Source organism: Streptomyces sp. NPDC049879 (genome assembly GCF_044461265.1).
Lineage (GTDB): Bacteria > Actinomycetota > Actinomycetes > Streptomycetales > Streptomycetaceae > Streptomyces.
In genome coordinates, this window is sequence record NZ_JBITKT010000016.1 from 1 (window position 1) to 17,715 (window position 17,715).

Below are 17,715 nucleotides of genomic sequence, written 5' to 3' on the forward strand. Positions count from 1 at the left end.
AACTGACACCCCATCAGGAAAACCACCGGTCGCCAACCGAAAAGCAGACCACCACCGGAAAAGCCCAGCAAAAACCGCGCACCCCAATGCGCACCCTTGGTGAATTCAGGCATGAGAAAAGCCCCGCCCGTTTTCGGGATCGGGGCTTTTCTCATGCCTGAATTCAGGAATCGGATTCAGTGCGGAATTGCGCGTAGTACTTGCGAATGGCGCTCTCCGACAGGGGTACGCGGCGGGCGGCGGGGCGGGGGCCGACGCCCTCCAGCCAGAGCTGGCGGACGATCTCGGTGCGCTCGGGGCCCGGCCCGGGGAACTCCGCCTGGTCGTGCTGCTCGGCGACGGGCTCCGGCTCGGGGCCGGGCTCGGGGGCCCAGGTCCAGTCGTCCATGGGCTGCCGGAGCGGGGACACCTCGTCATCCACGTCCACGCGGGCGTGGACGGCGGTCCGGCCGCTCTGGGCGGCGTAGGTGCCGCTGTACGTCTCCCTGGCGGCCCAGGGGTCCGCCGGGGGGGTCACAGCGGCCGTGGAGGGCTCCACAGGGGCGTAGACGGCCGGGGCCGGGGCGGGGGAGGGGAGGGGCTCGGCCGGGGCGGCGGGCGCCGGCGCCGGGAGAACGGCTTCGGCGGCGGGCGGCGGGGCGGGCTCGGCGGCCGGGGCCGGGATGGCGGGCGCGGGGGGCGTGGGGGGCGTGGCGGCCTCCCAGGGGGACTCAACGACCAGGTCGCGGAGCGAGCTGGCGTGGTGGGCGACGGCATACTCGGCGCGCAGCCGGGCGCGGGCTTCGGGGTCGCGGGCGACCCCGGCGACGCGGAGCCGCTCGGCGAGCCGGGCGTCGAGACGGCGCAGGCGCTGCTTGGCGAACGGCCCGCTCACGTGTGTCTGGCGGACGACGATCCGCACGGCCTCCTCGAGGGCGCGCTGCCGGGCGGCCTCCTCCTCCGTGAGGTCCTGGTCCAGCGCGACGCCCAGGGCGATGAGCAGACGGCGCTGGAGACGGCGGCCGACGACGGAGGCGAAGCCGCGGTTGCGGGCGTCCGCGTCCCGCGCGCGCAGCTCGATGCCCATCGCCATGTGCCACATGAACGCGGCGCCCAGTGGGCCCAGGACGATCCGCCAGGACGCGCCCGCGAGATTGACGTCGGCCAGGCCGCCACCGGCAGGGATGGACTCGGAGACGGCCGGCACCGCGAGGAAAACCGAGATGACCCAGACCATCACGCCGGGCGCTCCCGCCCGCTCGGTGCGCTGGAGGTTGGCACGCGCGGCCAGCGCGTTGGCGAGCAGGATGATCTCACCTGCGAGGAACAGCGCGGCGCGCTCCCACACCAGGTCAATCCCGACGGAGCGCTCCGTGAAGCCCCAGGCGGTGAACGCGCCGATCCCCGTGCAGATCAGGGCGGCGATGGTGGCGACGACCTGAGCGAGGGTCACCCCGGGCGTCTCCTGGTCCTGGTCGTGCTCCTGGCCGGAACGGCGGCGGCCGACGACCGCGAGGACGAGCGCGAGGACGGCCAGCACCGCGCCGCCGCCGAGGACGGCGGGGGCGGGGAGTCCCCAGATCTCCGTGTCCATGTCCATGATCAAAAACTCTCCGTAATCGAGTGGGGCCACCGTACGCGGGTGGGGCGGGCGGTGTCCCGTCCCAGGGGCCGGGAACGGGCGGGGGGTGCGCACCGGGACACCCGGTGCGCACCCCCCAGTGCGTGACGGACGGTCAGTAGGCGAGCGACCTGCACGCGGTGCAGATCTGGTCGGCGGGGCCGGGCGCGGGGAACGTGCCGCCGCACGGGCCGTTGCACTGCCAGGTCGCGGACGCGGACGCGGGGGCCGGGTACCAGCCGCCCCTCGACGGGTCGTAGGCCGGGCCGGAACCGCCGGTCTGGGGGCGGATGCTCATGGAGCGGCGCAGCTTCATCGCTGGCCCCCGATCCGGATGGGGGTCTGGCCGTACACGTCGTCCAGCTCCCGCTGGGACAAGTCCTTCTCGCCGTCCGGCTGCTGGTCCGCGCGCAGAACGGCGGCGCGGAGGATCGGGTCGTTCATCGGGCACCCCCACGGCGGTCGGCGGGGGCGGTGGTGTCGGCCTGGGCGTCGAGCCGGTCCCGGTCGCTGCGGCGGGCCAGCTCCGGCGCCCACACCGCCGTGAGGCGGCGCTGCGCGGCGTCCCGCTCCTCGGGAGTGGGGGAGGTGATGCGTGGCATGATCTCCGTGTCCTTTCTGGGACATGGGCGCGCACCCGGCTGTCCAGGCATGGGGTGCGCGCCCGCTTGTGTGTCAGATGACGACGGCGGTAGCCGTGGCGTGGTCGATCTCCTGCGCGATCTCGCGGCGCTTGGCCGCGACGAGGCGGGACCACCACATGTGCAGGTCGGTCTCCTGCGCGGCCTGGGCGGCGATGCAGCGGGCGCGCAACGCCATCAGCTCCTCCTCCAGGTCCGCGATGCGGGCCTGCGTGGGGGTGAGGCCGGGCGGCACCGGGGGAACGGGCGCGGCGGGAGTGTGGCTCACTCGGGTGTTCCTCTCTGTGGGGTGGGGCCGGGTCTGTCCCGGCTCCTCTTGCCGCCCCGGCGGTGCTGGGGCGGCGCGAGCAGCCGTCAGACGCGGGGGCGGCGGAGCTGGCTGGTGGGAACGGCGGCGGTACGGCCGTGGGGGTAGCGGACGTAGCTCCCCGCCCCGATCTCGACGTCCTCCCGGGCCGCGTTGTTGATGTTGTTGTTGCGATGTTGTTGCTGGTCAACGGGCCCCCCGGGGGTCCCCTCCTGGGGGGAGGGGAGCGGGGGCAGATCCCGGGCGCGGATGCCGGTGGTGGAGCCGCCCCGGTTCGGGGAGCGGGTGGCGGCCCTGGGGATGCCCGCCCGGTCGGCCAGTGCGTGGACCTCTTCCAGGGGCCAGGAGAAGGCCGGGAAATCGGCCTCCAGCCGGGTCTGGATCTCGGCCAGATGCACGCCGCTCCCCCGGGGCCCGAGGAGGTCCCGGACGATGCCGACGAACTCGGCGTCGGTCGGCCCCGGGGGTGCCTCCTCGGCGTCGTCCTCGAGGGGCTCCTCCTGGCCGTCGTCCTCGACGGGCGGCTGCTCGTCCCCGTCCTTGGCGGCGGGGCCGCCGCCGGTCCGCTTGAGGCGGCGCTCCTCCTCGTCGGCGCGGCGCTGCTTGCGGCGGGCGGTGGCCTCCTTGAGCCAGTCGGGGTCTCCCCCGGCCCGCCACAGGGCGGCCAGGGCGAGGGGGACGGTGAGGGCGAGGGTCTGCGGGATCTCGGCGGTGAGGGCCGCCAGGCCGACCGGGGGCACGGCGCAGAACGTGCCGCGCAGCGCCTGGTCGAGCCAGCTCTCCCCCGCCGCGACGTACTCGGCCGCGCCGGTGCGGGTGTAGGTCCAGCGGGCGCGGCCCCCGGCAGCGAGCTGGCCGCGGATCTCTGCGGCCAGGGCGCCCAGCTCACGGCGGGACTCCCCCAGCGCTTCCTTCAACTCGTCGCGCTTCTTCGCGGCGGGCTGCTCCTGGTGCTGCTGCTCCTGGCCGTGGTCCTGCTGCTCCTGGTCCTGCGGCTCGTGGCCGGTCGTGTCGGTCATGCGGCACCGAACCAGGCCACGATCTGGTCGCCGGGCATGTTGGCGAGGGGGATGATCAGGCGGTTGACCAGGGAGGCGACCCCGGCGGTGAGCGCGAGGGAGGCGCCGACGATCAGGCCGCCCGCGATGCGGCGCTTGCCGGTCTTGGCCGCCGCGCGGATCGCGACGGCGCCGGCCGCCGTGGCGATGAGGACGACGACGGCGCCGCCGGGGGTGAGCGCGGCCAGGGCGCCGGTGGCGACCGTGCCGTCCGCCGTGCCGGTGCCCCGGGTGATGGCTTCGCCGCCCGCGACATTGACGCCGCCCGCGATCCAGCCCCCGGCCGCGCCGAGGAGGCCGCCGACGCAGGCGGTCCACAGGGCGCCGACCGACGCCGCCGCCGTGAACGGCACCAGGTCCATCGGCTTCTTCCCCGCGCGCCACCAGGACCGGCCGGTGAGGGTGAGGATGGTCAGTGCGACGGCCAGGCCGCCGATCGAGAGCGCGTCCGCGCCGGTCACAGTCCTACTCCTGTCATGAGCTGTACAAAGTCCCAGGGGGAGAACGCGGCCCCGAGTCCGATGGCGGACGTGAAGAGACCGACGCGGGCGAACAGGCGGTGGCTCACGCTGTCCGCGAAGATGAAGTAGAGGAACGGCACCGCCGCGACGACGTACCCGGCGGGAATGCCCGCCTCGGCCCGGCACTGCTGGATCAGCTCGATCCACACGGTGGCGGCCGGGATGGTCAGCGGCACCGCGACGAGGAGCTGACGGGGGCGCGCCCAGCGGATCAGCGCCGCCGCCAGCCAGTCCCACGACCACTTCGGGGGCACGTCCGGGCCGGGGTCCACGATCACGTGGTGCACGTGGTGGATCACCTGCACCGGCACGCCCCCGGCGGGGGCAGCGGCGGCGGGGACCAGGCCGCCCGGCGGCGCGGGCGGCGGCGGGGGCGCAGCGCGGCGGCGCCACGGCGGGAGGTGCTCCGCGTCATGCGGCGCGTCCGGCCCGCCCCGTTCCCACCCGGCCCGCATCCGGCGCGTCCGGCGCCGGTCCTGCCCGTCACCGGAGTGCGCACCCTCGTGCGCACCCCCGCCACGCGGCGCCCCGGGCCGGGGCGGCGGCAGCGCTCCCCCACCCGAGGCCGGAGCGGCGGGCGTGGGCCCGGACCCGGACGGGGTGAACACCCCGACCTTGCGGACCTTGCGCGGCTCCGCGCCCTCCGGCAGCGGCTCCCCCGCCGGGATCACCCGACCTTCGAGCGGCGCGTCCGACGTTCCTCGACGGTCCTTGCGGCGGCCGATCATCGCGGAGTTGTCCGGTCTCGCAGCGCCCGGCGCACCGCCAGCTCGGCGGCGTCCGGCGCACCGGGGGCGTACTCGCCCGGCAACGGCGGCAGCGGCGGGGCCGGCCTCCTCGAGCTGGCGCCCGTGGCGCCGCCCGGGAGCACGAGCCGCGTCAACGTCTGCGGCTCGGCCGGACGCCGCCGCAGCAGCACCCGCGCCAGGCGGCGCAACGCGCGGCGAACTGTCACCATCGACACGTCGATACCTCTCTATCCAGTGACTCGGATGGGGGATTCGGCTCGACGCTGGACGCTGCAACGGCCAGCGGGCTCACGGCTGCAACCGTGGGCCACGGCCCCGCCTGATGGCGGGGCCGTTCTTGTTGCCGCGATCAACGTATACGCTGAGACTAGTCGAGCGCAACATCAACGTATACTTTGATGGCGAACAGCCGACCCCGACGAGAGAGGCGACGATGACCGCCAGATACCGGCAGATCGCGCATGACCTGCGCGTACGCATCACCACGGGGGGCTACCCACCCGGCTCCGTACTGCCACAGATGGGCACCATCGCGGAGCAGTACGGAGTCAGTGAGATCACGGTGCGGAAGGCTCTGTCCGTGCTGCGGGGCGAGGGCCTGATCGAGACCCGCCGCCGCTGGGGGGCCATCGTGCGTGAACACCCGGACCGGGTACGACTCACGGTGCGTGCCCGGCAGATCGAGCGCGACGAACTGGGCTACTACTCCGGGCCCGAGGTCCAGCACTGGCGCGCGCTCCCCCATCCGGACGGCGAGACCACGCGCGTGACGACGGCCCCGGTCCCGGCCGACGTCGCCGACCAGCTCGGCGTCACCGCTGGCACGGCCCTGACCGTGCGGCGCCGGATCGTGGGCGACCCGGCGCGGCCGGAGCACCGCCAGCTCGCGGACTCGTGGCTGTCCGCGTGGGCGACCGACGAGCTGCCCGTGCTCACCGGCAGCACCGGTCTGGGCGGCATGTACGACCGGATTGAAGAGTGGGCGGGCCGTCCGCTGGAGTGGCGCGAGGAAGTCTCGGCCCGCATGCCGTCCCCCGAGGAGGCGGAAGCGCTGCTGATGCCCGCGACGGGCACGCCGCTGCTCCGCATTGTGCGGACCACAGTGCTTCCGGGCCGCCGCCGCGACCCGGCGCAGGTCGTAGAGGTGCAGGACATCCGCATGTCGGCGGCGCTATTCGCAGCGGGCTATCCGCTCCAGCGCAATGGGGCCGCTAAATGGCCCGTAAAGCCCGCCACCAGCGACTACTACAAGGCCCCGCCGGTGAATTCTGAAGACGGTGCGCGCCAAATCGAAGAGAAATAGCATTGCGGAATTCAGCAGGTCTGATGAAACCGAGACGGAACTACAATTCGTCGTGGTGTCGAATTAGCCCCTCAATGAGGGCGCTTATTGCACACGGTGACATCGGCGCGTCCGCCCGAAGCACAGACCGATCCGGCAGTATGTTCCCCGCAACGAGACAGGCCCCGCCACTGGCGGGGCCTGGCAAGACCGGACCCGGGGCTGGACCCCCGGGTGACCCGGTGCCCTCCAGCAGAAGTGGAGGTGCGCTCTGATGAGCGTACGACGACGGCATGCCCCTGCGCACCACTGCGCACCCCTAGGCGACGTGATTCCGCCGACTGCGGCGGTCACTAACGCCCCCGGCGCCCTCCTTGGTCTGGCGACCAACGGAGATCAGGGACAGGGAGGTGCGCGGTGAGTGTTGAGGCGCTGACCTACGCGAAGAAGGTGCGCGTGGGCGACATCACGGCGAAGTACGTGCTGTTCTGCCTGGCGGACCGGGCGGACGAACGCTTCTCGTGCTTCCCCTCAGTGCCGCTGCTGGCGGCCGAGGCGGAGCGGTCGGAGCGGGTGGTCCAGCGGGCGCTGGCGAAGCTGCGGACGCTGCGGCTGATCTCGGACCGGCCCACGGAGCGGGCGGACGGTTCGCAGGGCTCGAACCGCTACTACCTCCACGGCCCGTGGGACTCCTACGGCGGCACCGGCGTGCCATTCCCCGAGATCACTACGCCCCGGGAGGCGCGCGCCTCGCTGTGGGCGCAGGCCCCGGTGGAGGGCGCGTTCCGGGAGGGGACGGCGGCGGCGGCCGTGGTCGCGGACGACCAGGAGGCGCTGGACGCGGCGCTGCGGGCGGCGGCCGAGGCGGAAGCGGCGGCGGCGGCGGCGGCCGAGACACGGCGGGAGAAAGGCCGGCGGGCCGCCGAGGCGCGCCCGAAACCGCAGGCAGGGGACATCTCCGCAGGTCAGCATGGGGTGACGTCCACGTCACCCCCCCCGGTGACGTCCACGTCACCCCCCCCGGTGACGTCCACGTCACCCCCCCCGGTGACGTCCACGTCACCCCTTGAACCATCAGTAGCAACCACCACAGGAACCACCAGTGATGAACGGGGGGACGGTGACCGTCCGTCCGTGTGTGACGGCGGGGACGCGCGCGCGGCGGACGACGGACGGACGGACGGGCAGGGCGGCGGCGCGAACGGGGACCAGGAGCAGCGGCAGGTGGTGCGGACGCCGGGTGTCGAGCTGCTGCTGCGTCTCGGGGCGACGGAGACGGACCCGCGCTTCGCCGCCGCGCTGACCGGGGGCGTGCTGGCGGACCAGGGCCGCATGGTGACGGGCATGCTCGCGGAGGGCTGGACGCAGGCTCAGGTGCGGGCGGTGATCACCGGCCGTCCGCTGCCGCCGCCGGAGGAGATCACCCGCAGTGTCGGCGCGGTGATCGCCCGGCGGCTGCGGGACGCGGCGGCGGCGGGCCCGCCGATGGCGGCCCCGGCGGCGGCGGCGACGCCGGTCCCGCCCGCGTTCGGCGACCACCTGGGCTCCGCGTGGGCGGAGTGCGGCGGCGGTGCGGCTGGCGACTGCCGGGCGCCGGTGATGCCGGGCTACGACCAGTGCTGGGAGTGCCTGGGCATGCCGGTGTGCGGGTGCGGCCACCGGCGGTTCGACCCGGCCCTCGGCGGCCGGTGCGACACGTGCGAGGCGGACGACGTGTTCGGCGCGGCGTTCGCCGGGGTGCCGGACGCGGACGACCCCCGGGTGCCCGCCGAGGACGCGTTCGTCGCGGGCGGCCCGCTGCCGCCTCGGGCGGCGGTGCCGACGCAGGCCGGGCCCGCCGCCGGCATCGAGGACGCCGACGCTGGCGCGGACCAGGAGCCGGGGCGGTGCCCGGGGCACGGCGGCGTGCCGTGCGGACGGCCCGCCGACCGTGCCGCCGACCACGGGCTGTGCGGGCAGTGCAGCGTCGCCGCCCGGCCGCGCACGGTGCAGCCGGGCCGCCGCCGCAGGACCACGACCAGGACCACGACCAGGACGACGGGCACGGGGGGTGCGCACCGTGGCTGAGGTGCGGGACGGGATCGAGACGGCGCTCCAGGGGGTGCGCACCCGGCCGGTGCCGGTGTCCCCGGCCGCGCGGATGCGGGTGATCCTGCGGGCGGAGCGCGGTTCAACGGCGGCCGTCGCCGCGCGGCTGGGCGTCACGCCGCGCACGGTGCAGCGCTACCTCGCCGGGCAGATCCGGCGGCCGTCGCCGCGCCTGGCCGACGCGCTGGCGCGGGAGGCGGCGCGCAGCTGGCAGCCGGGCCTGCGGCGCCGGGCGCTGCGGGCGGCGGCGTCCGCCGGGCTGATGGTCGCGACGCGCGCCCGCTTCGGCTTCACGTCGGCGGTCGGCAGCACCGACGATCCGCGGTTGCGGCAGATCACCGAGCACCTGCCCGGCCCGGCCGCCGAGGCGCTGCTGCGGGCGCATGAGGCGGGCGCCGGTGAAGCCGTGCTGCGGGAGCTGCTGGCCCAGGGGCTCGGCGACGCGTACTTCCGCGCCGGGGGCCGGGCGCAGGGCCTCGACGTCGCGCTGACGGACGTGGACTACGTGGACGTCGGCCTGCCGCCGTCGTGACCGGCCGCCGGGCATGATCACCCGGCGGCCCCGCGAAGGGGCCTGTGCGGCGCTGTGAGCGCCGTACAGGCCGCCGCCGGGCCCCGCGCCGTTCGTGGGGCTCGGGGGCGCCAGAGGGGCGTACAGGGCCCCGTGGGGCGGGCGGGGCGGGGCGGCACCGGATCGGCGGTTACAGATCCGGGTTCTGACCTGCGGTGATGCCGTCCGGCGGCATCCGGGCGGCACGGGGATGGCGGTCACACCCCCGGCGGGGTGTGGCCGTTCGGTGAATCCGGCCCGCCGGGCGGCGGCGCGCCGCTACGGTCCCCGGCATGGCAGAGGATCTGATCGCATCAGCGGCATATGACACCGATTGGCACGTTTTCGTGGACCCGCCGGAAGGGCCGCTCGGCTACTGCACCGGTGTGGGGCCGGATGAGGATTTCGACCCGGCGGCGGCCTCCCGGGTGCTGGGCCGGGACGGCTGGGAGGTGACCGGCGAGTGGGTCGAGACGCCCCCCGGGGAGCCCTGGTACGCCTACCAGGCGCCCGTGCGCCGCGCCCCCGCCCCGGCCGCCTGACCCGGCCGTCCCGTGTGCCCCGCTCCCCCACCCCGGCCCCCGGGGGAGGCGGGGCGCCGCCGCGTCCGCCGCCCGACAACCCCGGGTTGTCGCACCGCGCCGACAACCCCGGGTTGTCGCACCCCTTGTCCGGGGCGCTGGCCTGCGGCTTTCCCGCGCCGGTTTCAGATTCCGGCCCGCTTCCGAGGTGCCCCCGTGTCGCGAGATGTACGCGAGAAGTGCGCTTGAGGGTACGCGTGATGTACGCTCGGGTCATGTCTGAGAACGAGCTGATCGCAGCCGTGGACGCGTTGCTCGCCGCGCAGCCGGTGCTGCCTCCCCCGCCCGAGCGGGAGCGGCTGCGCCGCGCCCACGGCCTCACCCAGGCCGACGTTGCCGCCGCCCTCGAGGTCCGCCGCGCCACCGTCGTCGCCTGGGAGGCCGGGCGCTCCGAGCCGCGCGGGGACCAGCGCACCGCCTACGCCCACCTCCTGGAGCGCCTGGCCGCGCTCTACCCCGCCCCGGACACCCTGGACACCCCGGCCGCCGCGCCCGCCGAAGCCGCGCCCCCGGCATCCCCGGCCCCGGCGTCCTCGGTGCCGACGTCCCCGGCCGCGCCCGCCGCCGCGCCGCCGAGGGCGACGTCGCGGAAGCCGACCCGCCGCCGCGCCGCCCCGGCCGCGACCCCCGCCCCCGAACCGCCCCCCGCCGCCGACGCTGGCGTCGCGGGCGCCGGCGCCGCGTACCCGGCCGGGCCGCTCGCCGTCGTAGGCGGCGCGGGCACCGCCCACCTGTCCGGCGGCCGGTGGCTGCACTGCCCCGCCGCCACCCTGCCCGCCCTGGCGGACTGGGCGCTCGGCGCGGGCCTCGGCGCGCCCCGGCTGCACCGCCACGGCCGCGACGCCGACCCGCTGCTCGTCCTCACCGCCGAGGCCGCCGAACGCTACGGCCTCCCCGGCCGCCTGGCGGACCGGCGCGGTCTGCGCCTGCCCGACGACCACCCCGTGGTGCGGGACCTGACAGCCGCCGGGTGGCAGCTCACCCGCCGGGGCCTGGGCCCCTGGTCCCGCGTCTACCGCCCGGTGCGCGCCGGGCGGCGGCAGTGCGTGCAGCTCGCCGTCCTCCCCTGGGACGCCCTCGACGAACGCGCCTGGCCCGGCGCCGCCGCCCTGCCCGCGCCCGCCCTGGCGGACATGCTCGGCACCTACGCCCAGCGGGTCATCACCCCGCGCGGCTCCGCCGCCACGACCGGCCTGGAGCTGATGACCGCGCTGCGCCCGCCGACCCGCCCGGCGCGCACCGAGGACGGCTCCGGCTGGACGTCCGGGGACGTCCCCGGCTCCCTCGCCTACGCCGTGGACCCGGCGCCCCCGGAAGCGCCGCCGGAGCACCCCGTCGCCGCCGGGCGCGGCGAGGGTCCCGCGCACGAGCTGGCGGAGGAGGCGTACGAGTGGGTGCGCAGCCCCGAGCTGCTCGACGACGCCGAGTGCGCACTCACCCACGCTGTCGGGCTGGACATCAACGCGGCGTTCCTCGCCGCCAGCTCCCGCCTGACGGTCGGCCTGGGCCCGGCCGTCCACACGGACGGACCCCGGTTCGACGCGCGGGTGCCCGGCTCGTGGCTCGTGGACCTGTCCGGGATCGAGACCGACCCGCGCCTGCCGTCGCCGTTCACCCCGGACGGCACCCGCCCGACCGGCCCGGCCTGGTACGCCACCCCCACCCTCGCCTACGCCGCCGAACTCGGCGCGGACGTCCGGCCCCTCGAGGGATGGCTGCGCCCGGACTCCGGCCCGTATCTGGACCCCTGGTACACCCGCCTGCGCGCCGCGTACCTCGCCACGTACGCGGACCTGGGCGTCACGCCCGGCATGCCCCCGGCCGACTACCTCGCCGCCATGGACGCGCTGTCCGCCGCCGACCCGGCCGTCCGCGCCGTCCTGGCCGCCGTCAAGGCGACAGCCAAGGGCGGCATCGGGAAGCTTCGCCAGCGCCCGCAGGGCGGCGGGTACCGGCCCGGCACGCCGTGGCCCGCGCTGGAACGCCCGACGTGGCGCCCGGACATCCGCGCGGCCGTCATCGCCACCGCCCGCACCGCGATGCACCGCAAGATGCGCCGCATGGCGGCAGGCGGGTTCTACCCCCTCGCCGTCCTGTCCGACTGCGTCGTCTACCCCGCGCCGGACAGCTCCCCGCTGTCCCTGATGCCGCGCACGGCGGACGGCGCGGTCGCCGCCGGGCCGTTCCGCCTCGGCGTCTCCCCCGGCATGGCCAAGCTCGAGGGCGCCAAGCCGCTCGTGTGGGCGGTCGAGCTGATGGACCAGGGCCACAACCCCGCCCGCCACATCAAGGGCGACTGAGGAGCGCCGGAGGTGCGCACCCGGGGTTGACGTGCAGGTCAGACCCCGTGCGCACCCCCGGCCGACCCCGCGACGGCGGCGGCCGGTAAAGCCCCCGCGAGGCTTGACCGGCCGCCGCCGTCAAGCGTGCGCCGGGCCCTGCCGTCTCCCCTTCCCTTTCCCCTACCGTCTCCCCTTCCCTCAAAGAGCCCCGGTTGACGGGCGTCGCCGCAGGTCAGGGGCTAGACCACGGGCCCGGCGGGACCCTGACACCCCTCTATGAGCCTGTGCAGTTCCGCTCATTCCGGGGCGGCGGCGGGCGGCCCGGACAAGCCACGTCCAAATCCACGTCCATTTCCACGTCCAAATCCACGTCCGAATCCACGTCCAGCCCACCCTGGCCGGTAGGGGCCGACCGTGCAGGTCAGCGGCTAGACCACGGGCCTCCCGGCACCCTGACACCCCTCCATGAGCCTGTGCAGTTCTGCTCATTCCGGTGTGGCGGGGGGCGGGGGACGGGCGCCGGCGCCCGTTCGTCAGGCGGAGATCAGGCGGACGGCGGTCACCGTCATCACCGCCGGGGCGCTCACGTAGTAGGTCACGATCGCCCCGGCGACGGCCGCCTCGCGGTAGTCCGGCTCACCCCGCTTGGGCGCCGTCGAGCCGTGCCCGTACGGGTCGCGCCCGATCGTCGCGCGCATCGCCGTGTCGATCTCGCGCCGCCGCTGCGCGGGCAGGCCGCGCATGGCGGTCTCGGCCCACCCGGCGTAGATGACGCGCCACGCGGCCATCAGGCCGCCCCGGGGCCGTCGTCGGCGGGCACGATCTCGCCGCGTTCGTTCACGGCGACCGCGCCCGAGTAGTCCCCGGCGCGCAGCCGGGCGACCACCGCCTCGTCGGCCTCCGTCAGGCCCGGCACCGTCTCCAGCGCCCGCATAACCAGCCACCGCGTCAGCCGCGGCCCCGGCACCGTCTCCAGCTCCGCGTCGTACGCCGCGCGCTGCTCTTCGGGGAGGGCCGCGCGCACCGCCGCGATGGTGGACGGCAGCTCGATCTCCCGCCCGTCCGGGCCCGTCGTCGTCCATACGTCCGGGTCCACCCGGACGCCGTGGTCCTGGCCGTCGTCGTGGTCGGTCACGCCTGCCTCCTCGCTGTCGTGGGGCCGCCCACGGTAGGTGCCTTCCCGCGCCGGAAGGGGGCCCCAGGGAAGTAGTCGGCGCGCGCCGCACCCCTTGTCCAGCGCCCTGACCTGCACATCCGTACCGCCCCGGCCCGGTCCGAACGGGACCCGAAAGAGGACCTCGAACAGGACCCCGTTCGGGACCCCAACCAGAACCCGAAACGGGACCCCGAACGGGACCCCGACTCCACGGCCCCCGGCATCCGCCGGGGGCCGTCCGCATGCCTGCCCGGAGGACACCGTGACCCTGACCCCCACCACGACCAGGACGACGACGGCCGCGTTCCGCGCGGACCTGACACAGCTCGACGCGGCGGCGCGCCGCCGCTGGTACCGCGCCGCCGACGCCCTGGCGGCCGACCTCGGAGCCGGCCGCCCGCCCCGCCCCGGCCTGCGCGCCCGCCGGGTGCGCCGCGCCCCGGGCGTCTGGGAGGTGACGCTGACGCCCGGCCGCCGCGCCACGTGGCAGTACGGCCCCCGGCAGGCGCCCGGCGTCCGCCACGTCGTGTGGCGCCGGATCGGCACCGCACGGGCCGTTCTCCGCCGCCCCTGACCCGGGCGGGGTGTGCGTTTGGGTGTGCGTGTGCCTGTGCGCTGCCTGTACGTCCACCCGCCGGGTGCGCGGCCCCTGACCTGCACGTACGGCGCGCACCCGCCCTGACCTGAGCAGGGATTCGGGGGCGGCGCCGGGGGTGGTCGCCGTCGTCCTGGTCGTGCTCGTGCTCCTGGTCGTCGTCCTGGTGGTGACGGCGGCCGGAGACAGGGGGCGGCGGGTCAGTCCGGGGTGTTCGTCTCGGTGGCGGACGGGGTGTTCGTCCCGGTGGTGGCGCCGCCGGGTCCGAGGGGGCGCCGTCTGCCCCGGCCGCGCGGCCGGTCGGCCAGCTCGACCCCGGCCGCCACCGCCAGTTCGACGGCGGTCGGCGCGGGCGCGGCGGGCGCGGAGGGCGGTGCGGGGGCGGGGCCGGAGCCCAGCGGGCGGCGCGTCGTCACGGCAGGAGTGTGCCGCATCCGGTGCGGCCTCGGGGCCTGTTCAGCGGCGGCGCCACCACCGGCCGCTACCGCGCCGTTCGCCGTCCTGCGCGTCCCCGGGGCCGCCCGCGCCGCCGGGGGCCGCCTGCGGCGGCACGGCGGGCCGCGCAGCCCCCGGTGCGTCCCCGTCCTCGGCCGGGGGCGCAGGGGTGAGCGCGAGCAGCGCCCGCCGCACGTCCGCGAGGTGCGCGTCCGCGCGCCGGACCGCCTCCCGCAGGCCCTCCGCCTCCACCTCCGCTACCCGCCGCGCGGCCTCGGCCTCCGCCAGGCGCGCCCGCAGCTCCGCCACCACCTCCGCCCCGGCCCCGGCCGACGCGCCGCCCGGCACGGCCCCGGCCGTGCCGGGCTCAGCGTCCGCCGGGGCCGGGGCGTGCAGCCGCAGTCCCGCCGCCAGCAGGTCTTCCACCGGCACCAGCCACCCCCGCGCCGGGTCCAGCACGGCGCCCGGCAGGTCGCCGCGCTCCCGGCGGCGGCGGATCGTGGATGGCGAGACGCCGCACGCGTCGGCGGCCTCGCGGATGGTCAGGCGGGGGCGGTCCATGCCGTCATCCTGCCCGCCCCGCACGCCGCCGTCCCCGTTCCCCCGCCCCGGCCGTTCACCGCGCCGCCACCCCGCCCCCAGGACGACGACCAGGACCACGACCAGGACCACGACCAGGACGACGAACCCCCTGTCCGTCGCCCGCCCCCGTCCCCGTCGGCCGCGCCCCCTCTCCTTGCTCAGGTCAGGGCGGGTGCGCGCCGTCCGCGCAGGTCAGGGGCCGCGCACCCGGCGGGTGGACGTACAGGCAGCGCACACCCAAACGCAGGGGCAGACGCACACCCCGCGCAGGGGTGGCGAGGTGCCGGTTCGCCGGACAGGGCCCTCACCGGCGCATATGCTGAGAGCCCATTAGGTATGGCGTGTCGCCATACGCGAGGGAGGGGTTCGGATGGGCACCGAGGAGACGCTGCGGCTGACGGTCGCCGCGCTGCTGTACGCCACGGGGGAGACGCAGGCGGACCTGGCGGCCGGGATCGGGATTGGGCAGGGGCAGGTGTCCCGCCGCCAGTCCGGCGCCGTCGCCTGGCAGCTCGCGGACCTCGACCGGCTCGCGCGGCACTACGGCGTGCCGGTGCCGGACCTGTTGTCCGGCAGTGAGCACGCGGTGCGGCGCCTGCCCGCGCACCGGCGCGCCGCCGTCCTCGGCGGCACGCAGACCGTTCTCCCCGCCGGGGAGGTGAGCCGCCCCCGGCCGGACTGACCGGGGGCGGCTCGACGGCTACGCCCCCAGTTCATCCAGCGCGGCGGCCCGCTCGGGCGTCAGGCTCGCCCGGCGTGTCCGCTGGTTCGCCAGCCAGACCCCTAGGCGCACCTCGTGTTCCTGGCCGTCGTCGCCGGTGACGGTCTCGGTGTGGGCGCGCGGCACCGTCAGGTGCCCCTCGCGGTCCCGGTACTGCTGGGCCGCCGCCAGGGACCGCGCCCACACCGCCGCGTGCCCGCCGCGCCGCTTCGCCGGGGCGGGCGCCGGCGCCTCCGGCGCGGCCACCCCCAGCGCCTCCAGCCGCCGCCGCTGCTCGGGCAGCAGGTCCCCCCACGCGTTCACCTGCCGGACCAGCCACCGCCCGACGTCCGCCCCCTCCACGGTCACACCGGGCAGCAGGTGCGCCGCGTCCGCGCCGCCGTCCACGCACATCGCGGTGCGGGCGTACATCCGCTGCCAGTCCGGAGACCACCCGCCGGACTGGCGCGGGTTCCAGTCCGGATCGATCGCCGCGAGCTGCGCCGCGCGCGCCGCCGCCCGTTCCTCGTCGGCCCCCAGCGCGCCCGGCCGCCGAAGCGACGCGATCCACATCCCGACCGCCACCCCGTGCAGGTGCGCATCCTGGGGTGCGCACAGCGTCCCGTGCTCCGCGTACCACTCCCGCGCCACGGCGAGGTGCTCCTCCCACGCCACCTCCCGCTCGTCCCACACCATCCCGATCTCGCCGAGCATCCGCACCCGCGGAGCGTCCAGCCGCCCCGCCGCGTACGCGCGCCGCTGCTCGCTGATCCAGCCGCCGAGCGGTGCGTCCGTGCCCGGTTCGCGCCACGTCACGGGCACCCGCAGGTGCCCGTTCTCCCGGGCGTAGCGCACGGCCGCCGCGTAGCCGCGCGCCCAGCTCGCCCGCTCCGGGTTGATGACCTGCATGCGCACCCACTGCCGGATCTCCGCCGGGTCGCGCCGCCCGGCGATGCGCAGCAGCAGCGGCGCCCCGCTGTCCTCGTCGTCCTGGTCCTCGTTGTCGTCCCCGGCCTCCCCGTCGAGGGGCTGCTGCTGCGGCACCGCCAGCATCTCCACGAGCTGTTCGTCGTGCGCCCGCAAGGCCGCCAGGACCGCGACCAGGGGGCGCCACCCGGCCGCCGCGTACATCTCGTCCGGCCCTTCGTCCGGCTCGGTGATGACCGGCACCAGGACGGTCGCCAGCTTGTCCTGACCCGGCCGCTGACGGACGGCGCGGCCGATGGCCTGCACGATCTCCACGACGGACGCCTTCGGGTCCACGATCGCGATGGAGTCCACGGCCGGGACGTCCACCCCCTCCGCCAGCACCTTGCAGTTGCAGACCACCGCCCGTTCCGCCACACCGCCAGCGAAGTCCCGGAGCACCGCGCGGCGGTGCTCCGGCTCGTGCTCCCCGGACAGCCAGTCCGCCCACACCCGGCCCGGCTCCGGGTGCCGCTCCGGCGCCCGTTCGTGCAGCCGCGCCGCCACGGCGGGCAGCCCGGCCGCCCACGCCTGCGCCTCCACCGTCCGGTGGTGGTACGTGATCGTCGTGCGCAGCCCGTGCTGCGCCATCGCCTCCAGGACGGCCGTCTGCGTCGCCGCCATCCGCGCGCCGCGCACCTCCTCGCTCCGGCCCTCCGCGCCCCGCAGCCGCCCGCCCGCAAGCACCGGGTCAGGCAGCTCGAGGACGGCGATCTGCACCCGGGCAAGCAGGCCGCGCCGGATCGCCTCCGCCATCCGCAGCTCGTACACGGTCGGGCCGTAGATCCGTTCGTCCGCCATGCTCGCCGCCATCTCCTGCGGCAGCGCCTCCCGCGCACCCTCGCGCACCTCCCGCCGCCGGGGGGTGCGCACCTCCCAGATCCTCGGCGTCGCCGTCAGGTACAGCCGCCGCGCCGCCGGGATGACGGCCTGGTCGTGGATGCGCGCCCACGCCTTCCCCAGGTGCCCGCTCGTGCGGTGCGCCTCGTCCACCACCACCAGGTCCCACGCGGGCGCGGTGAGGCCGTAGGCGCCCTCGTGCGCCTCCCGCAGCACCGGCAGGGAGGCGTACGTCGCGTAGACCGTGACGCGCCGTTCCTTCGTCACCCAGAGGGCGAGCTGCGGCGCGCTGTTCGTCGTCCGGGCCCCCGCCGCAGTCAGATCCGCATGTGTGTCCAGGGAGCACACCGCGTACATCGCGCCCTGACGCCCCTCCCGCCGCCACTCCCGCGCCGTCTGCGCCAGCAGCTCGAGGGTGGGCACCAGGACCAGGACGCGGCCGTACGCGGCCATCCGGCGCGCCGCGTGCACCCCGATCAGCGTCTTGCCCGTCCCGCAGGCGGCCACCACCGTCGCCCGCAGCCCGTTCGCGGGCGCCGGCCTCCCCGGGCGCGGCTCCAGCGCCCTCACCGCCGCCTCCACCGCCTCCTCCTGGTGGGCGCGCAGCGGGCGCGGCACCCGTCCACGGTCGGTTCGCCCACCGGACAAGAGATCGATTTCCGCCATTCTGAATTCCTCCCGAGAATTGGTGCGCATTGGGGTGCGCGGTTTTTGCTGGGCTTTTCCGGTGGTGGTCTGCTTTTCGGTTGGCGACCGGTGGTTTTCCTGATGGGGTGTCAGTT

Annotated in this window: 20 protein-coding genes; 7 read left to right on the top strand and 13 right to left on the bottom strand. The window is 76.1% G+C overall.

The window, feature by feature from the left end; all coding sequences use genetic code 11:
* Nucleotides 1-163: 163 nt before the first annotated feature.
* The 8 genes from ACIBPC_RS31860 to ACIBPC_RS31895 all read right to left on the bottom strand — a co-directional run bounded on the left by ACIBPC_RS31860 (nucleotide 164) and on the right by ACIBPC_RS31895 (nucleotide 4,855).
* Nucleotides 164-1,573, bottom strand: a complete 1,410-nt coding sequence (locus ACIBPC_RS31860) for a hypothetical protein (protein ID WP_398849564.1) — start codon at nucleotides 1,571-1,573, stop codon at nucleotides 164-166.
* Nucleotides 1,574-1,715: 142 nt separating this feature from the next.
* Nucleotides 1,716-1,898, bottom strand: coding sequence for a hypothetical protein (locus ACIBPC_RS31865; RefSeq protein ID WP_398849566.1), 183 nt, complete (start codon nucleotides 1,896-1,898; stop codon nucleotides 1,716-1,718).
* 14 nt (nucleotides 1,899-1,912) lie between these two features.
* On the bottom strand, nucleotides 1,913-2,044 hold the full coding sequence (locus ACIBPC_RS31870) for a hypothetical protein (RefSeq protein WP_398849568.1): 132 nt from the start codon (nucleotides 2,042-2,044) through the stop codon (nucleotides 1,913-1,915).
* A complete protein-coding gene (locus tag ACIBPC_RS31875; RefSeq protein WP_398849570.1) occupies nucleotides 2,041-2,202 on the bottom strand; it encodes a hypothetical protein in 162 nt (53 codons plus the stop codon). Before ACIBPC_RS31875 ends, ACIBPC_RS31870 begins: the two co-directional genes overlap by 4 nt.
* A gap of 73 nt (nucleotides 2,203-2,275) precedes the next feature.
* Nucleotides 2,276-2,509, bottom strand: coding sequence for a hypothetical protein (locus ACIBPC_RS31880; protein WP_398849572.1), 234 nt, complete (start codon nucleotides 2,507-2,509; stop codon nucleotides 2,276-2,278).
* 86 nt (nucleotides 2,510-2,595) lie between these two features.
* Nucleotides 2,596-3,567: a hypothetical protein gene (locus tag ACIBPC_RS31885; protein WP_398849573.1), complete on the bottom strand. Its 972-nt coding sequence runs from the start codon at nucleotides 3,565-3,567 to the stop codon at nucleotides 2,596-2,598.
* Nucleotides 3,564-4,067 carry a hypothetical protein gene (locus ACIBPC_RS31890; RefSeq protein WP_398849575.1) on the bottom strand — a complete coding sequence of 168 codons (504 nt, stop codon included), beginning with the start codon at nucleotides 4,065-4,067 and terminating at the stop codon, nucleotides 3,564-3,566. The genes ACIBPC_RS31885 and ACIBPC_RS31890 overlap by 4 nt, the downstream gene beginning before the upstream one ends.
* Nucleotides 4,064-4,855, bottom strand: a complete 792-nt coding sequence (locus ACIBPC_RS31895; protein ID WP_398849577.1) for a hypothetical protein — start codon at nucleotides 4,853-4,855, stop codon at nucleotides 4,064-4,066. Before ACIBPC_RS31895 ends, ACIBPC_RS31890 begins: the two co-directional genes overlap by 4 nt.
* Nucleotides 4,856-5,309: 454 nt before the next feature.
* On the opposite strand from ACIBPC_RS31895, the gene ACIBPC_RS31900 reads away from it, so the two are divergent.
* The 5 genes from ACIBPC_RS31900 (at nucleotide 5,310) to tap (ending at nucleotide 11,677) form a co-directional block, all read left to right on the top strand.
* Nucleotides 5,310-6,179, top strand: a complete 870-nt coding sequence (locus ACIBPC_RS31900) for a GntR family transcriptional regulator (RefSeq protein WP_398849579.1) — start codon at nucleotides 5,310-5,312, stop codon at nucleotides 6,177-6,179.
* 396 nt (nucleotides 6,180-6,575) lie between these two features.
* The gene (locus tag ACIBPC_RS31905) at nucleotides 6,576-8,225 is read left to right on the top strand and encodes a helix-turn-helix domain-containing protein (protein ID WP_398849581.1); all 1,650 of its coding nucleotides are present in this window, start codon (nucleotides 6,576-6,578) and stop codon (nucleotides 8,223-8,225) included.
* Nucleotides 8,218-8,778 carry a telomere-protecting terminal protein Tpg gene (gene tpg, locus ACIBPC_RS31910; protein WP_398849582.1) on the top strand — a complete coding sequence of 187 codons (561 nt, stop codon included), beginning with the start codon at nucleotides 8,218-8,220 and terminating at the stop codon, nucleotides 8,776-8,778. Before ACIBPC_RS31905 ends, tpg begins: the two co-directional genes overlap by 8 nt.
* 311 nt (nucleotides 8,779-9,089) lie before the next feature.
* Nucleotides 9,090-9,338 (top strand): hypothetical protein, encoded by a 249-nt coding sequence (locus tag ACIBPC_RS31915; protein WP_398849584.1) that lies wholly within the window; start codon nucleotides 9,090-9,092, stop codon nucleotides 9,336-9,338.
* Nucleotides 9,339-9,592: 254 nt separating this feature from the next.
* Nucleotides 9,593-11,677 (top strand): telomere-associated protein Tap, encoded by a 2,085-nt coding sequence (gene tap / locus ACIBPC_RS31920; RefSeq protein WP_398849586.1) that lies wholly within the window; start codon nucleotides 9,593-9,595, stop codon nucleotides 11,675-11,677.
* 515 nt (nucleotides 11,678-12,192) lie between these two features.
* Here the strand turns inward: tap and ACIBPC_RS31925 are convergent.
* Nucleotides 12,193-12,447 (bottom strand): hypothetical protein, encoded by a 255-nt coding sequence (locus ACIBPC_RS31925; protein ID WP_398849588.1) that lies wholly within the window; start codon nucleotides 12,445-12,447, stop codon nucleotides 12,193-12,195.
* Nucleotides 12,447-12,794, bottom strand: coding sequence for a hypothetical protein (locus ACIBPC_RS31930; RefSeq protein ID WP_398849590.1), 348 nt, complete (start codon nucleotides 12,792-12,794; stop codon nucleotides 12,447-12,449). Before ACIBPC_RS31930 ends, ACIBPC_RS31925 begins: the two co-directional genes overlap by 1 nt.
* A 283-nt stretch (nucleotides 12,795-13,077) precedes the next feature.
* Between ACIBPC_RS31930 and ACIBPC_RS31935 the strand changes: the two genes are divergently transcribed.
* Complete coding sequence (locus tag ACIBPC_RS31935; protein ID WP_398849592.1) at nucleotides 13,078-13,389, top strand: hypothetical protein; 312 nt, start codon at nucleotides 13,078-13,080, stop codon at nucleotides 13,387-13,389.
* Nucleotides 13,390-13,610: 221 nt separating this feature from the next.
* On the opposite strand, the gene ACIBPC_RS31940 is transcribed toward ACIBPC_RS31935, so the two are convergent.
* Together ACIBPC_RS31940 and ACIBPC_RS31945 are read right to left on the bottom strand one after the other, a co-directional pair.
* On the bottom strand, nucleotides 13,611-13,826 hold the full coding sequence (locus ACIBPC_RS31940) for a hypothetical protein (RefSeq protein WP_398849594.1): 216 nt from the start codon (nucleotides 13,824-13,826) through the stop codon (nucleotides 13,611-13,613).
* Between the two features lie 40 nt (nucleotides 13,827-13,866).
* Entirely contained in the window at nucleotides 13,867-14,517 is a 651-nt protein-coding gene (locus ACIBPC_RS31945; protein ID WP_398849596.1) for a helix-turn-helix domain-containing protein, read from the bottom strand.
* Nucleotides 14,518-14,797: 280 nt separating this feature from the next.
* On the opposite strand from ACIBPC_RS31945, the gene ACIBPC_RS31950 reads away from it, so the two are divergent.
* Nucleotides 14,798-15,109 carry a helix-turn-helix domain-containing protein gene (locus ACIBPC_RS31950; protein WP_398849598.1) on the top strand — a complete coding sequence of 104 codons (312 nt, stop codon included), beginning with the start codon at nucleotides 14,798-14,800 and terminating at the stop codon, nucleotides 15,107-15,109.
* 18 nt (nucleotides 15,110-15,127) lie between these two features.
* Here the strand turns inward: ACIBPC_RS31950 and ACIBPC_RS31955 are convergent, their stop codons facing one another.
* Nucleotides 15,128-17,551: a Helicase associated domain protein gene (locus ACIBPC_RS31955; RefSeq protein WP_398849600.1), complete on the bottom strand. Its 2,424-nt coding sequence runs from the start codon at nucleotides 17,549-17,551 to the stop codon at nucleotides 15,128-15,130.
* Nucleotides 17,552-17,715: the final 164 nt, after the last annotated feature.

Excerpts from the sequence above, each read along its gene's own strand:
- ACIBPC_RS31860 (WP_398849564.1), bottom strand. The coding sequence starts at position 1,573 with ATGGACACGGAGATCTGGGGACTCCCCGCCCCCGCCGTCCTCGGCGGC.
- ACIBPC_RS31865 (WP_398849566.1), bottom strand. The coding sequence starts at position 1,898 with ATGAGCATCCGCCCCCAGACCGGCGGTTCCGGCCCGGCCTACGACCCG.
- ACIBPC_RS31870 (WP_398849568.1), bottom strand. The coding sequence starts at position 2,044 with ATGAACGACCCGATCCTCCGCGCCGCCGTTCTGCGCGCGGACCAGCAG.
- ACIBPC_RS31875 (WP_398849570.1), bottom strand. The coding sequence starts at position 2,202 with ATGCCACGCATCACCTCCCCCACTCCCGAGGAGCGGGACGCCGCGCAG.
- ACIBPC_RS31885 (WP_398849573.1), bottom strand. The coding sequence starts at position 3,567 with ATGACCGACACGACCGGCCACGAGCCGCAGGACCAGGAGCAGCAGGAC.
- ACIBPC_RS31895 (WP_398849577.1), bottom strand. The coding sequence starts at position 4,855 with ATGATCGGCCGCCGCAAGGACCGTCGAGGAACGTCGGACGCGCCGCTC.
- ACIBPC_RS31900 (WP_398849579.1), top strand. The coding sequence starts at position 5,310 with ATGACCGCCAGATACCGGCAGATCGCGCATGACCTGCGCGTACGCATC.
- ACIBPC_RS31915 (WP_398849584.1), top strand. The coding sequence starts at position 9,090 with ATGGCAGAGGATCTGATCGCATCAGCGGCATATGACACCGATTGGCAC.
- tap (WP_398849586.1), top strand. The coding sequence starts at position 9,593 with ATGTCTGAGAACGAGCTGATCGCAGCCGTGGACGCGTTGCTCGCCGCG.
- ACIBPC_RS31925 (WP_398849588.1), bottom strand. The coding sequence starts at position 12,447 with ATGGCCGCGTGGCGCGTCATCTACGCCGGGTGGGCCGAGACCGCCATG.
- ACIBPC_RS31950 (WP_398849598.1), top strand. The coding sequence starts at position 14,798 with ATGGGCACCGAGGAGACGCTGCGGCTGACGGTCGCCGCGCTGCTGTAC.